Here is a 14,554-nt window from a genome sequence, read left to right on the forward strand (position 1 = left end):
TGTGGGATCAATCCAAGGAATGCTGTTTCGCAAACGCTTCGACACGTTCTCGAACGCCGGGGATCAGTTTGACGGCATTCTCATAATACAATTTGCGGAGCACCTTGGGAGGAAGGTTCACGCCGTCGATTTGCCACAATCCTTGCGGTGGAGGCTCCTTTTCGCTGTAAGGAAACGCCTCATCATCGGTCTCGAAGAACCGCCAATAGTAACGCAAACGCTGTTCCGGCCACGGTCCGTCGGTCCCAAACAGCAAACGATCCTGGTACCGAATCAAAAATTCACGAGCAGCTCGAGGCTGCCTTCCCAGCTCGTTGATTCGCGAGGCGGGCTCCAACCAAAGATTCGGATACTGATCCATCCACTCACTGACCGTCGCGAGATCTTCCGGATTGTTCGCAATATGCGCCCCAATGAACTGAGTGTTGGGATGCTTTGCGATCATGCGATTCCGGGCGGCAAAGAGCTCCTCACGGGAAGGAAATTCGTCGCCGTGAAAACTCCAATCGGGATGCCGTGAAAGTTCCTCCCATCGCTCGTTGCGCTCATCGATCGGATCAAAGAACGCTGCCGGATCGGCGGTGTGAATGATGATCGGAATTTGAAGCTCACCGCACGCCGCCCAAATCGGATCCCAACGCGGATCATCGATCTTCATCAACGATCCATCCGGGTATCGATACCCCAAACCAAAACGCTTGAACAACTTCAGTCCTGAAGCACCTTGCTCGACCGCTTCTCGCAATTGTTCGACCGTCCGCTCGGCAAAACCGGGCCGGTAACACGCCCAAGTCGCGGGGTCATCACTCGCACCGTCTCCGCGCCAATCGATGTTGGCATACAACACAAATCGACCACGGTGCTCTTTCCATAGATAATCCTTTTGCTCCTGAAACTGAGTCCCGAGCTTTCCATCGAGCGAAACGCAGACGGCAATGTGGTTGCGGTCCATCGCGCCGACAAAATCTTCGAGCGCATCTCGATTAAGCCGCAACCGATAGAAGAAATGCGTGTGCACATTGACCACCGGAAAGGCGGCATGCTTTACGTCGGTGACCTTCGTCTTCAACTGTGACTTCGGGTTGTAGTGATGCACCGACAAATCGCGGCCGTCACGACCGTCGAGTGGTGTCTCATCGGCCTGATGAGATTCAACACTGGTCGCACGATCGTCACGTGACTTTTGGATCGGCTTCATTGATCCCCGCGTCTTCACCACGGCATGAAGTTCACTGGGTTTCTGAGCGGTCGCAGCTTGCATCAGCAAAGAGGCACCAACCCAGGCAAAAAGTAACAACAAGCGTCGAAGAGTCATGGACCATGCAAATATCAGGGATGTATTTTTGTCGCGAATTATAGCGTCGCGTCAGCCGCACTCGATTGAAGATTCGATGAGGAAAGCCGGTATCCAATCGCGAAGCTGCCTCGACTGACCAGAGGCCTTGCCCGCAAAACAGAGGCCAACACTGCCCGGCAAACGCAAGGCAGTGCGGCGTCAAACGATGCAATTCAGATAGCCGCGTCAGTCCAGCTTCACTTGTGCGACGTAGATCGCCGTCGTGAAATCCGTCTCTGTTTCCTCGTCCAGCGATTCATGCTGTGAGTAATAGCTCACCCAGAGCCTGTTGTCATGGAACACCAAACCGGCATAGCTCGTGTCCCCTCCAGACGGCAAGGCCAGGAACTCCTCCAATTCACCTGTCTCGGGATCCACCCAACACAGCGATGTCCGGACCTTCTGATCATAGAGCCGGACTGCGGCCACGAACCGGCCATCAGGCAGACGAATCATGTGCGGGCCGCCGATGCGAACGCCCATGTCATGCCACGTCCAATCCGTGTAGGGCGGCTTGGCTACACCCCACATTCCGGTCTTGCTGCCAGCATCTCGACGAAGCATGCAGTAGGCCGTGTCATCTTCCATGAACAGAATGGAAGACTCATTCGGATAGCCTTCGATCCCAAGATTGTCGACCAACACATCGTAACGACGCCCATCATCACTTTTGTATAAACGCACGCGACGATCTGCTGGATCACCGGTGTGATAGCCAACGCTGTATGCCTTCCCGTCGTTGGACCAAGACGTCCGCCACAACCAATCGCTGCGTTTACCGGCATCAGCGGGGTCGGTCCAAGTCACCCCGTCGTCTGAAAACCAGTTGTAAGATTGGTGACTACCTTCGCTCGGATCATGCAACGCACCGGCACCGCTCAGCATCAACTTCCCATCGGGAGTCACCGACAACTTGGCGTCGCGAAGATCCGAGTCGTCGCTTTCAATCAGAGCAACCGACCCCCACTTCGATCCATCTTCACTGCGAAGCACACGCAACGAACCGTCATCAGACACATGACGAGTACCTTCGCGAAAAACGCAGAACCATTGACCTTTGAAACGGGCCAGGTCAGTGAAGGCATTGTGATGAGCTTGATCCCAGATTCGATCGACTCGCACCAACTCCGCCGCCATGCCAGAACCGGCCTGCTGCATCGTTGCACCCAGAACTGACGCCAACAGACAACACCCAATCCAAAATCGTTTCATTGCCTGCATGCGTTCACCTCAGAGGACCAAATCGGCATCGAGAATGGACAGCCCGCTCAGAACGCGCCCGCCCAACCCTGGGAGAATAATCCCTCTTGACCACACACCCAAGTGAACGCGCACAAAAAAAGGCAGTCCGAAACTGGACTGCCTTCTCTGTTTTGTTCTCGCTGGCTCAGTTAGCCGATGCGGTTTCTTCTTCGGTCTTGGCTTCCGCTTCGGGAGCCGAATCCGACTCAGGAGCGTCTTGTTCGAACGCAGGGCGTTGAGCCGAACGAGTGACTCGATCGTTCTTGCCGACCAACTCGAGAATCGCTCGAGTACCACCGTCGCCCAGACGAGGCTTTGCCAAACGCATGATCCGGGTGTATCCACCGGGACGATCCGTGAAGCGTTCTGCGATGGTGTCAAACAAAACCGCAACGGCTTCGCGATCGCCGATCAATTGCAAAACACGACGCTGAGCGTTGACATAAGGGGCACGAGCATCGGCCCACTTGGTCCATTCCTCGCTCTTACGCCATTTCTTGTATTCGTCCGATCCACGTTCAGCTGAAGTTTCGTACTTCTTGGCTTCTTCGAGAGCAGGCAGGGCACGCTTTGCGAGCGTGATGCACTTCTCGACCAACGGACGAACTTCCTTGGCCTTTTCCAGGGTCGTAATGATACGACCTGGGACCTTAGGAGCATTTTCATCCAAGCTGGCGTCACGTTCGGTCAAGAACAGGGCGCTGGACAGGTTCCGCATCAATGCTTTGCGGTGAGCTGGAGAGCGGCCGAGAACGCGGCCTTTGCGGCGGTGACGCATGACGCGAATCCGTCAAATTGAATGGGAGTGAAATGAAAGTGAATAGAAGTCGCTGGCGTGCATCGCGTTTGCGATGCGTTGCTGACTAGAACAGTGGCTGGTTTGGCACTCGCATGCCAAGGTGCAATCCGTACTGCGATAGCTTTTCACGAACTTCGTTGAGAGTTGTGTCGCCAAAGTTGCGAACTTCCAACAATGAATCTTCGGTTCGTTGCACAAGGTCGCGAACCGTCATGATGTTTTCGCTTTCCAAGCAGTTGTTCGCTCGCACCGACAATCGCAGATCCGCGAGAGTCATGTTCAGCTTCGCTTCGAGCTGAGCTTCGGGCGAACCGGCTCCACCACGTGCGGCGGAGAAGATGCTTGGTCCCAGTTCGCGATATTGAACGAACGGGTTGAGGTGTTTACGAAGGATCTTGGCCGCTTCGGTCAACGCCATTTCTGGGTTGATCGTTCCATCGGTCCAAATCTCGAGGTTCAAACGATCGTAGTTGGTCTTTTGACCGACACGAGTCGCTTCAACTTCGTAACGAACACGAACGATGGGGCTGAAGACGGCGTCGATCGGAATAATTCCGATCTCGTGGTCAACGCTGCTGTGTTCGGTGCTTGGAACGTATCCACGACCGGTTTCGACAACCATTTCCATCATGAATGGAACGTCATCGGTCAGCGTGCAGATAACGTGGTCTTTGTTGATGATCTCAACGTCCGCGTCGGTTTGCACATCAGCACCGGTGACAACACCGGCGGTGTTGCGCTCGACGGTGATCACGCGAGTCGAGTCGGTGTTGCTGTTGACGATCAACGATTTCACGTTCAGGACGATGTCGGTGACATCTTCGAGAACACCTGGAATCGTCGTGAACTCGTGCTGAGCACCACGGATTTTGATTTGGGTAACGGCACTACCCACCAAACTGCTCAACAACACGCGACGCATGCTGTTACCGATACTGGCACCAAAACCACGCTCGAATGGCTCGGCAGAAAATTTGCCGTAGGTTTGGGTCAGCGAGTCACGATCGACTTCAAGCGAACTGGGCAGTTCCATGCCGCGCCAGCGGATGTGCATGGTCATGTTGGGCCTTTGATGGATGCGGAATGGGGTTGATCAGAAACGAAGCGGCGTCAGCGGGATTAGACGCGGCGTTTCTTGCGAGGACGGCAACCGTTGTGCGGGATGGGGGTCACTTCCTCGATCAATTTCACGTTCAAGCCAGCAGCTTGCAGCGCGGTGATGGCACTTTCGCGGCCGGACCCAGGTCCTTTGACGCGAACTTCGACGTCACGCATACCAAACTTGGTTGCTTTTTCAGCAGCCTGTTGAGCAGCACACTGACCAGCGAAAGGCGTGCTCTTACGGCTGCCCTTGAATCCACTGGTTCCTGCACTGGCCCAGCACAACGTGTCACCCTTGGTGTCCGTGATGGTCACCGTGGTGTTGTTGAAAGTCGCGTGAACGTGAGCAACACCGTTGCTTACGTTTCTGCGGATGCGTTTTTTCTTGTTGGTCTTTGCCACCGAAACTTCTCAAACAGATCAATGAATGGGGGAAGGAAGGAAATTGGAATCAAGGCAAACCTGCGACTATCGCAGATCCTTGACGCCCTTCTTACCAGCGACCGTCTTACGAGGCCCTTTGCGGGTCCGTGCATTGGTCTTGGTGCGTTGCCCACGAACGGGCAAGCTGACACGGTGCCGGATGCCGCGGTAGGATTTGATCTCCCGCATGCGGCTGATGTTTTGAGTCACTTGACGACGCAGCGGACCTTCGACGAGATAATCTCGTTCGAGAAGGGCGGCGATGCGACCTACATCTTCATCGCTGATGTCGCTGGCGGGTGAAGTTGGGTCAATGCCCAATTTCTCACACACCTCACGAGCCCGGTACAGCCCAAGGCCGTACAGGTACGTCAGCGAATATTGAATCTGTTTGTCGTTGGGGATGTCGACGCCCATCAGACGGGGCATGGCGATACTCCGAGAGCAGCTGCGAAGGATGTTAGATTATCTGTGCGTTATCGCGCTTCAGAAGCGCTGGATGGCGATGCAACGCAAGAGCGTCTTCGCCAGCGGATCGCGGACTATAGCAGTCGGCCCCCTTTTTGCTCAAGTGGAAGCGACAAAAGCAATCCGGAATTTTTTTCGGAGATGTCTTCATCTTTTAACATCACCACATCAACGTTTGCCCGAAACTACCAGCAGAGCCCGGAATCAACGTTGAATTGCAAGCATCGGCGACAGTCGAACCCGATCTGCAATCTCATCTGAGTTTTCTTTCGAACCGGTCGCTTTCACACCCGAGAAACGTCCGATTGGTCGGCTGGACACTTCCCACGGGCTCTTATTGGACCCAATCTTGTTCTGCGGAACGTGAAAGTCCGCTGCCGAGAACGCTGAAAACAAACACTCGATTCAGCTCTATCGGCGAGATCAGCCGGGCAGATTTGGACAAGGAATCCGACGACGCATTCGCAACCAATCCGTCGGGTAGTCGTCCTTGGCGGTCACCGGAAACGAGGTTTGTGAGACCAACTCAAACTCATCCAACGGCAAATCGACTCGCGTGTCGCCGGAGACGTTGGCCCAAACCCGTGTCCACCACAATTCGGTGCACAGCGGAAACCACTGTTGGTAAATCTGGCCTCCACCGACAACAAAGATCCGTCGATCAGCGGCCAATGCGATCGCTTCGGACTTTCCAGACGCGGTCTGTGTCCCCGGAAATTGCCATTGTCCCTGCCGCGTCAACACGATGGTTTGCCGGCCGGGCAACACTCGACCGATCGATTCGAACGTTTTTCGGCCCATGATCAGCGCGCCGCCCATCGTCGCCTTTTTAAACCGTTTCAGATCCGAGGACAGTCGCCAGGGCATGTCCTGGTCGTCTCCGATCACACCACTTGGTGTCGCGGCAACCACGGCGGTGATGCTGCATCCGACGCCATGATCGGCTGGCAACAAATCGCGACTCCGCAGCGATCGCGCAATCTCACTCGGCGAATCTCCAGCGGACAGCGTTTCACCGACTTGGCTCGCTGAAGGATGGTCCGGCGTCTGACCGGATGATTCGGGCAGGCTGGAATCGGGGCGGGAGCTGAATTCACTCATACCGCTTTTAAACTGCCACCGGAGCCTTGATGTGAGGATGGGGGTCGTAGTTGGTCAGCTCGAAATCATCGAACTGGAAATCGGTGACCGACGCTACTTCTCGCTTGATGTGGAAGTTCGGCAATGGCCGAGGCGTGCGGCTGAGCTGTTCTCGAGCCTGTTCGAAATGGTTGCTGTAGAGATGAACGTCGCCAAGCGTGTGTACAAACTCGCCCGGTTTCAGGCCCGTGACGTGAGCCATCATCGACGTCAACATTGCGTAGCTGGCGATATTGAATGGCACGCCCAAGAACAAATCCGCGCTGCGTTGATAAAGCTGACAAGACAGCCGTCCGCCGGAAACATAGAACTGGAACAGCAAATGACACGGTGGCAACGCCATCTTCGGCACATCGGCCACATTCCAGGCCGAAACGACCAAACGTCGCGACCGCGGGTTGGTCCGAATCTCGTTTTCGACCCAAGCGATTTGGTCGATCGTCTCGCCGCCGGCACCTTCCCAACTACGCCATTGGTGGCCGTAAACCGGGCCTAAATCACCGGCTTCGTCGGCCCACTCGTCCCAAATCGAAACCTTGTTCTCTTTCAGGTAACCGATATTGGTTTCGCCGCGAAGGAACCAAAGTAACTCGTGCAGGATCGAGCGGATGTGCAGTTTTTTGGTCGTCAGCAGAGGAAACCCCTCCGCCAAATCAAACCGCATCTGACGTCCGAACAGACTGCGAGTGCCGACGCCGGTGCGGTCATCTCGATCAATCCCGTCATGCAGGACTTCGTCTAATAGTTGCAAATAGCCTTGCATGAGCGTCTCGCGTCGATCCGAAATAGCCTGGCGAATTTATTTCGCCGATGATTCTGAATGGTAACAGCCAACACCGGTATCGAGGATCCGACTTTCGAAAGATCGAGTGCAACTCGCCCCAAAGAAAGCCTCTCACCCGCCACGTTCCTCAATCTCAACCGGGGCAAACGCCCTCAACCGATCGAAGCCGATCCTTCGCCCGGCGAGGTCCAATCGAGCGTCCAGTGACGGTCGCTCGTCATCTGCACCGCTTCCGCGGGAATCCCAACGGAAGACACCATTTCGCGAGCCTCCCCCAACGTCAGGGAGGCCAACAAAGATTGCCGAAGTAGCTGCGAAGGTGCGTATTCCGGTGCGAGATCGTCCTCTGATTTAGCATCCGTGTGCTCTTCGACCAAATGTTCAACCTCTTCTCTGCTGCTGGGCCGAAACAAATCGCGAATGAAGATCCGCCCTCCGGGCATCAGAGCTCGCATGGCGACCTGGATCCCGGTAATTGGATTGGGCAGGTGATGCAAAACCGTGTTGCTGATGATGGTTTGTGCCAGATCCTCTTGCAGGCTTTCCGGATCGGTCAGATCGATCTGCTGAAGCCAAACCAGGTCCTGCATCCCGTTCAATTCGATTTCGAAGCTCGCCAATTCCAGCATGTCGACGCTGAAATCGACCGCCATGATTTGCAACTGCTCATCGGCAAAGTTCGAATTTGACAAACCGCCTGCGTCTTCCAGCTCGCGCCATCGCTCGCCAAGCATCAACACGATACCGGCCGGACCGCACCCCAAGTCGATCACGCGTGGGCCAACACACCCCCCGCAGAGGAGATCGTCGACGAAAGTGGTGTTCACCTGTCGATGATCCATTGATTGATAGGCGACCGCATCCGCAGCGGGGTCGTTCGGTGGCGGTTCCAATACACGAGCGAACATGCGTTCAGGACACTTTTGGGAGAAAACGATTTGAAAAAACCAAAAGGCAGTTGCGTGAAAATCGACGCCCAGACTTGCTCACTGGGGGATTCCACCCAGACTTTACGCGATTTTGGTCAAATTCCACCCCACATAATTTCAGTGGGCAACTACAACTTGAACAAGATACCCGACCAAATCGAAGGACTGCGCGTGCTGAAAGGAATCGGGGGTTTGCGCTGGTTATGGGTAAATTGACTGTTGGGCGGACTGCAACGATCGCCCATTGCCCCTGATGTGCCTGGAGCCGCCCGGTGAGCCGATCTCAACCAGACCCCAACTCGACCAATTCAGCAAGTCGGATGAACGGAAGTTCGTCTCATTTTTCGTCCGGCAATTGGTCGCCCTCAACGCAGACTGAATCGTGGGCGATGGTCACTCCCGGCGAAGTCCTTCGATCCTTCCGTCGACGCCTGCCGTCGATCGTGTTCACCACTGTGCTGGTTACCATCGCGATCATCGCACTTTTGATCGTTTGGCCGAACCAGTATCGAAGCGAAGGCCTGATGTACGTCCGCCTGGGTCGCGGAGCACTCGCGGTCGACCCAACCACAAAAGCGACTCAATCGGTCTCGATGCAAGAGAGCCGCACCGCGGAAGTCGTCAGCATCGGCGAGATGATTGGCAGTCGCGAAATTGCTGAACGAGCGGTGGAACGCATCGGCGTTGAAAACATCAATGAACCGCGCACCTGGATCGACCGAGGCATTAAAGACATCGAGTCCTTCCTCCAATCAGATCACCAACTGGTCTCTTGGTTGCCAAAATCCGATGGCAAAACTGTCGGCGAACTGTCGCCCGAACAGTACGAAGAGCAACTGGAACGCGAACAAGCGATCAAGAAAGTATCCAAAGCGATCGACGTTCAAATCGCGAAAAATGGCTACACCGTTGCGGTGGCAGGCAAAGGCGATGATCCGTTGCTGGTGCAATCCATCGTCCAAGCCGTGATGGACGAGTACGGCCGCTATCACGTGGAAGCCCACAGTGTGGATGGCTCGGAATCGTTCTTCGAAAAACGGGCCAAGCAAAGTCGCGACACCGCACTGGAAACTCGCCGAGCTTTGCAAGAAACACGCAACGAAATGGGCTGGCTCAGCGCCGCCTCAGCAGAAGAAACCCTGCGAGAACGCATCATCGATTTGGAAATGAAGCTGAACACAGCCGACAGTGAACTCGCCGAAGCGATCAGCCAAGCCGAAGAACTTCGTCGCCAACTCGATGGCACCAAAGAATGGGTTCCTGTTGAAGTCACGCTCGGCATCGCGAACGCCGCCGGCGATCAAATGCGAAGCCAACTGTACGACGTGCAAATTCAAGACGGCGAAGAACTGGCTCGCGTCAGCCCGAATCACCCTCGCTACAAGTTGCTGCAAGAAAAGATGCAGCAGAGTGCCCAACTCGCTGACTCCGAACGCGAAGATCGTGAAGAACGCCGTGAAGCGATCAATCCGGTCTACCAAGAACTCGAAACGCAGTTTCAAACCGTCCGCGCCAAAGCCGTTGGTTTGAAAAGCCGTCGCGACGCCGTGAGCGAGCGTTTGGCAGCCACACAACTGGACCTGCAACGCCTTAACGGGGACGCAACTCGGTTGGCTGAATTGACATGGGAAGCCGAATTGGCGGAAGAAACCTATCGCGAACACGCTCGTTCATTGGAAGAAGCTCGGGTCAATTCCGAACTGGACGATTTGCAGATGTCCGACGTCAGCGTCATTCAAGACGCAACGTTGAACCTGAAGAAGTCAGGTCCGATGCGAGGCTTGCTGGCCGTGGTCGGCTTGCTGCTCGGGCTGAGCCTCGGATTGCTACAAGCGATCCTGCGTGATTCTCCCGTCTCTTCAACCGGCGGTTCCCGTGGCGAGATTTCGCGTAAGAAAGCGGCCAAATCTCTTCGAAACACGAAGTCCGCCGATGTTGCGACCAACACGGACTCGGACCTGGACGATGTGATGCACGAACAAGAAGACATTCGATCCAAAGAAACGGTGACTGCCGGCGTGCCCACAGGCGACACGGTTGCCATGAACGAAACGTCAGCCACGTTCAACGCCTCCATGCCTCGCTAGTCGCAATTGATTTGGAGTGCGATGCAGGACACAGCGTCGCAGAGACTCAAGCAATCTTTCACGGATGACTCGACGGGGCAGAAGAAACGCACCTAGGAACAACAACTTTGTTTTCATTTTTTAAAAAAGAACGACGCGAAAGCCTGCTGCGGTGGAAGGACGAAGCCTCGCTTGGTCGCCGCCGCGTGCTGCTGCTGTCGTCGCGCCAGTTCGATCGCGAGCTGAATCGCGAACGACTGCGTGCCACTCGTCGCTCAATTCCTTTCTGCCTGCTGACCGTTGAACTGCTGACCAAGGCGGGAGCGACTCGCCGCAGCACCAACAAACAAAACCGCCAACTTGTCGACTTGCTGCTCCGCAACCTTCGGGTCACGGACGAAAAGGGAATCCTGGCAACGTTTCGTTATGGCGTGTTGCTGGTCGACACTCCCGAAATGGGCGGCCGTGCCGTACTGGACCGTTTGGCTCGCCTGACATCCGCTGCGGGCTTGGAAGTCCGGCTGAATCTTCAGGTGCACGATCCGAATGGCTTCGGCGAAGACCAAGAAAACAATCAAGACGCTTCGGGAGACCGCCGGGCCGACGATCGCCGCAAAGATGACCCTGCTGATTCAGAAGAAGCCTGGGTTCGCTTGGCATCCACCACTGCTGAATCGACCGCTCCCACCGAACCATCCGCTTTGTCGCACAACCGAGTGCAATCCTCGATCGACGACATCACATTGGCCGGGGTGCAACAACAAAGCAGCCAATCGGGGTTGTGGCTCAAACGCGGAATCGACGTCGTCGGCGCCGGCATCGGATTGGTACTGACCGGTCCCGCGATTCTGGGTGCCATGGCAGCAATCAAGCTGACTGACGGCGGCCCGGTGTTCTTCCGCCAAACCCGCGAAGGACAAAATGGACGCCCCTTCACGATCCTGAAACTTCGCACGATGATCGTCGATGCGGAGAAGTTCCAGGCGGAATTGCGTGCTGAAAGCCACCGCGACGGGCCCGCATTCAAGATCTCTCGCGATCCACGGGTGACGAAAGTTGGCCACTTTTTGCGGGCGACTTGTTTGGACGAACTGCCCCAACTGATTAATGTGTTGACTGGTGACATGTCATTGGTCGGACCTCGTCCATTACCATGGCATGAGAGCCGAGCCTGCGAACGTTGGCACCGACGACGACTCGACGTTCGCCCTGGATTGACCTGCACTTGGCAAGTCAACAAGGCCAAGGCTGTGACGTTCGATGATTGGATGCGGATGGATCTTCGCTACATCGACCAATTGGGTTTGTTCCAAGATCTACGACTCATCGCTCAAACTGTCGTTGTGCCCGTGACGGGGCGTGGCGGCGAATAGACTTCTAACATGTCCGCCGTTTTGCCCGCGAATCCCGAATCCAACGAATCATCGCAAGCTAGCCCGTTGGTCGGTTCCTCAAAGGACGACTCAGCGGCACGCGATGGTTCTGTCGTCACCGAAACGCAAGGGAAATCGATCGAGGATGGTTCGCCGCTCGATGCCAAAGTGGTCTTCCTGACGCACTACATCCCGCTTTATCAAGTCCGTGTGCTGCAAGAGATCACGAAGCGAATTCGCGATTTCCAGATTCTGCTCAGCACTCCAATCGAACCCAATCGCAACTTTCGATTGGACTGGTCAGGGCTCAACGTGGAAGTCCAAAAGACTGTCACGTTACGACGCCGATGGCGACACGCCAAAGCCGGCTTTGACGACCAGCTGTTCGTGCACGTTCCATACGACACGCTCAAGCAACTCAAACGCATTCGTCCCGACGTCGTCGTCTCACACGAACTCGGTGCACGTTCTCTGGCCGCGGCTCGCTATTGCCGACGCTCGGGCGCACGCCTGGTCCTCGCGACCTTCATGAGCGAACACACTGAACAAGGCCGCGGCCGACTTCGCAATTGGGCTCGTCGTCGCCTGATCCGTTCTGCCGATGCGATCACCTACAACGGCCCCTCCTGTCGCGAAGTCTTGCTGTCACTGGGTGCAAAAGAGGAACAACTATTCCACTTGCCCTACGCTGCCGATGACCGGACAACTTCCAGCAAAACACAACGCCCACCGGAGTCCGAGGTTCGACGACGTTTGCTCTGCATTGGACAGCTCTCACAACGCAAAGGTGTTCTGCCGTTGGTTCGCCAAGCCAGCGACTTCTGCGCCGGCAACAACGAAGCATTGGAGATCACATTCGTCGGTGATGGTCCTTGCCGAAGCGAACTGGAAACACTGGCATCCGGTGACAGCACCGATGAACACGGTCCCATCGATTCACGGTTGAAGATCCACTTGCTTGGGAACCGTCCCGCAGCCGAACTTCCGGAGCTGATGCGTGATCACGGTGCGATCATCGCACCAACACTCGCAGACGAGTGGCTGTTGGTCACCAACGAAGGCATGCATGCCGGAATGCCAATCATCGGTAGCATCTACGCCCAGTCCGTCACGACATTGATTGAGAACGGACGAAACGGCTGGCAATACGATCCACTGTCCCACGAAGCTCTGAACACGGAGCCATCTTCCACAGAAAGCGGCTGTTCAAATCCGCCTGAATCCACGCCAGATCTTTCCGGCGCACTTCGTGGTTACCTCGCCGCTGACAACAGTGCGATCGCTAAGATGCGAGAAAACGCCAGGCACGACATTCGCGACTACACACCGGCACGATCAGCGAACGGGGCAATCGATGCAATCCGTGCCGCACTGAATCAACGCGATGCTGGCTCGACGGGGAACGCGGAACGATGAGCCAACCGTTGATCGGCAGCTTGTCGATGGATCTGGACAACAAGTGGGCCTACCTCCGCGCCGCTGGGCACGAAGACTGGGAGTCCGCGTCGAGCTACTTTGATATCGCGGTGCCGCGAATTGTTGAGCTACTCGGCGAACTGAATCTCCCACTGACCGTGTTCCTGGTCGGGCGCGACTTGGATGTCGATGAAGACGTTCGATCAATCAAGTCGTTTGACCAACTCCCAAGTTGGGAAGCCGCCAATCATTCGCTCAATCATTTGCCCTGGATGCATACGATGAGCGATACGGAAATCGAATCCGAAATCATGACCACTCATGATCGCATCATTTCAACCGTCGGCACACGCCCACGCGGCTTCCGTGGTCCCGGATTCAGTTGCCCCGCCGAAGTCCTACGCGTTCTGATCCGCAACCAGTACACCTACGACGCATCCATCTTCCCGACTTCGATGGCACCAATCGCTCGCGCGGTCTTCTTGGCTCGCACGAACTTGAAAGGCGAGCAGCGAGAAAAGGCTAAGAAGCTCTACGGAGGATTCGCATCGATGCGAAATCCCAATCGACCATTCATGCGTCACGAGAAAGTTGACGGCGAGACGTTCCCCTTGCAGGAAATTCCGGTCACCACGCTTCCATTCCTCCGGACGCCGATCCACTTCAGCTACGTCACTTTCCTTGCCAGCTTCAGCGTGACGGTTGCGAAGATGTATTTCTCGATGTCGCTGAACATGTGCCGAATGACAGGCACGTCACCATCTCTGCTGCTGCATCCACCTGACTTTCTCGGGTGCGAAGACGATTCCGACATGGCTTACTTCCCCGGCATGAAGCTGAAACGCGAAGAAAAGCTTTCGTTCATGCGATGGGCTCTCGGAAAGTTCGCTCGCGAATTTGATGTGCGGACCATGTTGGATCAAACCAAGACACTTGCGACAACGGACGGCTTCGTCCCTCAACCTGCAACCACTTAAACAAAACCATGTTGGACTACGGACAGCACAATGTCTTGGGCATTGGTGTCAACGCGATCGACTACGAGGCTGCTGTTGATCGCATCATCACCGCTGCCAAAAACCATTCGCCGATGGCGGTCACCGCGTTGGCTGTTCATGGTGTGATGACCGGCGTGCTGGACCGGGAACATCACTACCGACTCAACCAGTTCGACCTGGTCTGCCCCGATGGCCAACCGGTTCGATGGGCGTTGAATCGATTGCACCGCGGAACCTTCGATGGCCCACCGCTTTCTGATCGCGTCTATGGCCCTGAGCTCACACTCCGTTTGTGTGCCCAAGCCGCGAAAGATGATGTGCCGATCTTTTTGTTTGGAGCAACGGAAGAGATGCTTCAACAGTTCGCTGACCGATTGTGCGAACGTTTTGAAGGCCTTCGCATTGTCGGCAAACGAGCATCCGCGTTTCGACAAATCACTTCTGAAGAACGCGAAGAGCTGGCCGCAGAAATTCGAGCG

At 55.6% G+C, this 14,554-nt stretch carries 14 protein-coding genes; 5 read left to right on the forward strand and 9 right to left on the reverse strand.

Annotated features, from left to right (window positions below):
- Window positions 1–7 precede the first annotated feature (7 nt).
- The 9 genes from RE6C_RS14210 to RE6C_RS14255 all read right to left on the reverse strand — a co-directional run bounded on the left by RE6C_RS14210 (window position 8) and on the right by RE6C_RS14255 (window position 8,201).
- Window positions 8–1,315 carry an amidohydrolase family protein gene (locus RE6C_RS14210; protein WP_008657580.1) on the reverse strand — a complete coding sequence of 436 codons (1,308 nt, stop codon included), beginning with the start codon at window positions 1,313–1,315 and terminating at the stop codon, window positions 8–10.
- A 207-nt stretch (window positions 1,316–1,522) separates the two neighbouring features.
- On the reverse strand, window positions 1,523–2,548 hold the full coding sequence (locus tag RE6C_RS14215) for a sialidase family protein (protein ID WP_236618205.1): 1,026 nt from the start codon (window positions 2,546–2,548) through the stop codon (window positions 1,523–1,525).
- Window positions 2,549–2,723: 175 nt separating this feature from the next.
- Entirely contained in the window at window positions 2,724–3,356 is a 633-nt protein-coding gene (locus tag RE6C_RS14220) for a bL17 family ribosomal protein (RefSeq protein WP_008657584.1), read from the reverse strand.
- An 85-nt stretch (window positions 3,357–3,441) separates the two neighbouring features.
- The gene (locus tag RE6C_RS14225; protein WP_007328400.1) at window positions 3,442–4,437 is read right to left on the reverse strand and encodes a DNA-directed RNA polymerase subunit alpha; all 996 of its coding nucleotides are present in this window, start codon (window positions 4,435–4,437) and stop codon (window positions 3,442–3,444) included.
- Between the two features lie 59 nt (window positions 4,438–4,496).
- Window positions 4,497–4,880 (reverse strand): 30S ribosomal protein S11, encoded by a 384-nt coding sequence (rpsK, locus tag RE6C_RS14230; protein ID WP_008657585.1) that lies wholly within the window; start codon window positions 4,878–4,880, stop codon window positions 4,497–4,499.
- Between the two features lie 66 nt (window positions 4,881–4,946).
- Window positions 4,947–5,318 (reverse strand): 30S ribosomal protein S13, encoded by a 372-nt coding sequence (rpsM, locus tag RE6C_RS14235; protein WP_007328402.1) that lies wholly within the window; start codon window positions 5,316–5,318, stop codon window positions 4,947–4,949.
- A 474-nt stretch (window positions 5,319–5,792) separates the two neighbouring features.
- Window positions 5,793–6,470: a dihydrofolate reductase gene (locus tag RE6C_RS14245; protein ID WP_008657586.1), complete on the reverse strand. Its 678-nt coding sequence runs from the start codon at window positions 6,468–6,470 to the stop codon at window positions 5,793–5,795.
- Window positions 6,471–6,477: 7 nt separating this feature from the next.
- On the reverse strand, window positions 6,478–7,272 hold the full coding sequence (locus tag RE6C_RS14250) for a thymidylate synthase (protein WP_008657588.1): 795 nt from the start codon (window positions 7,270–7,272) through the stop codon (window positions 6,478–6,480).
- A gap of 173 nt (window positions 7,273–7,445) precedes the next feature.
- A complete protein-coding gene (locus RE6C_RS14255; protein ID WP_008657590.1) occupies window positions 7,446–8,201 on the reverse strand; it encodes a class I SAM-dependent methyltransferase in 756 nt (251 codons plus the stop codon).
- 341 nt (window positions 8,202–8,542) lie between these two features.
- Between RE6C_RS14255 and RE6C_RS14260 the strand changes: the two genes are divergently transcribed.
- The 5 genes from RE6C_RS14260 to RE6C_RS14280 all read left to right on the forward strand — a co-directional run.
- On the forward strand, window positions 8,543–10,309 hold the full coding sequence (locus tag RE6C_RS14260; RefSeq protein ID WP_052034968.1) for a GumC family protein: 1,767 nt from the start codon (window positions 8,543–8,545) through the stop codon (window positions 10,307–10,309).
- Window positions 10,310–10,416: 107 nt separating this feature from the next.
- Window positions 10,417–11,661: a sugar transferase gene (locus tag RE6C_RS14265; RefSeq protein ID WP_008657594.1), complete on the forward strand. Its 1,245-nt coding sequence runs from the start codon at window positions 10,417–10,419 to the stop codon at window positions 11,659–11,661.
- A gap of 9 nt (window positions 11,662–11,670) precedes the next feature.
- Window positions 11,671–13,077: a glycosyltransferase family 4 protein gene (locus tag RE6C_RS14270; protein ID WP_008657596.1), complete on the forward strand. Its 1,407-nt coding sequence runs from the start codon at window positions 11,671–11,673 to the stop codon at window positions 13,075–13,077.
- Window positions 13,074–14,054 carry a polysaccharide deacetylase family protein gene (locus tag RE6C_RS14275; RefSeq protein WP_008657597.1) on the forward strand — a complete coding sequence of 327 codons (981 nt, stop codon included), beginning with the start codon at window positions 13,074–13,076 and terminating at the stop codon, window positions 14,052–14,054. The genes RE6C_RS14270 and RE6C_RS14275 overlap by 4 nt, the downstream gene beginning before the upstream one ends.
- 8 nt (window positions 14,055–14,062) lie before the next feature.
- Window positions 14,063–14,554, forward strand: a 492-nt coding sequence (locus RE6C_RS14280; RefSeq protein WP_008657598.1) for a WecB/TagA/CpsF family glycosyltransferase, incomplete at its 3' end; no start/stop codon positions are given.

Origin of the sequence: Rhodopirellula europaea 6C, assembly GCF_000338295.1 — a bacterium.
GTDB classification, from domain to species: domain Bacteria; phylum Planctomycetota; class Planctomycetia; order Pirellulales; family Pirellulaceae; genus Rhodopirellula; species Rhodopirellula europaea.